This window comes from Mesorhizobium sp. M5C.F.Ca.ET.164.01.1.1 (assembly GCF_004792125.1).
Classification (GTDB): Bacteria; Pseudomonadota; Alphaproteobacteria; order Rhizobiales; family Rhizobiaceae; genus Mesorhizobium; species Mesorhizobium wenxiniae.
In genome coordinates this window covers 1-531 of record NZ_SRTG01000071.1, presented here as the reverse complement: position 1 = coordinate 531, position 531 = coordinate 1, and the positions used below count along the sequence as shown (strand labels likewise).

The 531-nt window shown below is 63.3% G+C and carries 1 pseudogene; it reads right to left on the bottom strand.

What is annotated here, in order from left to right:
* A pseudogene (locus EN807_RS37165) lies at window positions 1-531 on the bottom strand (winged helix-turn-helix domain-containing protein); the annotation flags it as partial.

Below are 531 nucleotides of genomic sequence, written 5' to 3'. Positions count from 1 at the left end.
CAGAGGTTTTCCACCGGGCTCAGTTCGGGGGATCGCGACGGCAGGAAGATCGGCGTGATGTTCTCCGGCACGTGCTGTCGGGGACGCCTGCCACGTCTTGCCCATTGACGGACCAAGCCGTTCTTATGGCCGATGCGGGCTTTGTCTTGAAACCATCCCCCCGTGTGCCTTTCGGCAGGTCCACCAGATGGGCCTTCAGTGTGCGCGGGAATTTTTTTTACACTCTTTGACTGTGTCGGCATCCTGCGCGGGGTGACGAGGCCGGGCGCTCATGTGCGAGAAGCCCAGCCTCTTCAGCACTCGACGCCGAAGCGCTCCTTGATGACCCGCTGGAGATCGACGCGGCGCCACCGCACCACGCCGTCAACGGCAGGATCACGCCCGTTTCGACAATCTCGGCCAGCTCTGCCGGTTGCTTGGGCAAAAGCCGTGATGTGGGCCATCCGACCACGAATCCAGAAGCCCATCCGGCCCGGCTTCGTTGAACCGGTGTGCCCAGTCCCGCAAGGTCTGGCGGTCCATCCCGCCGAT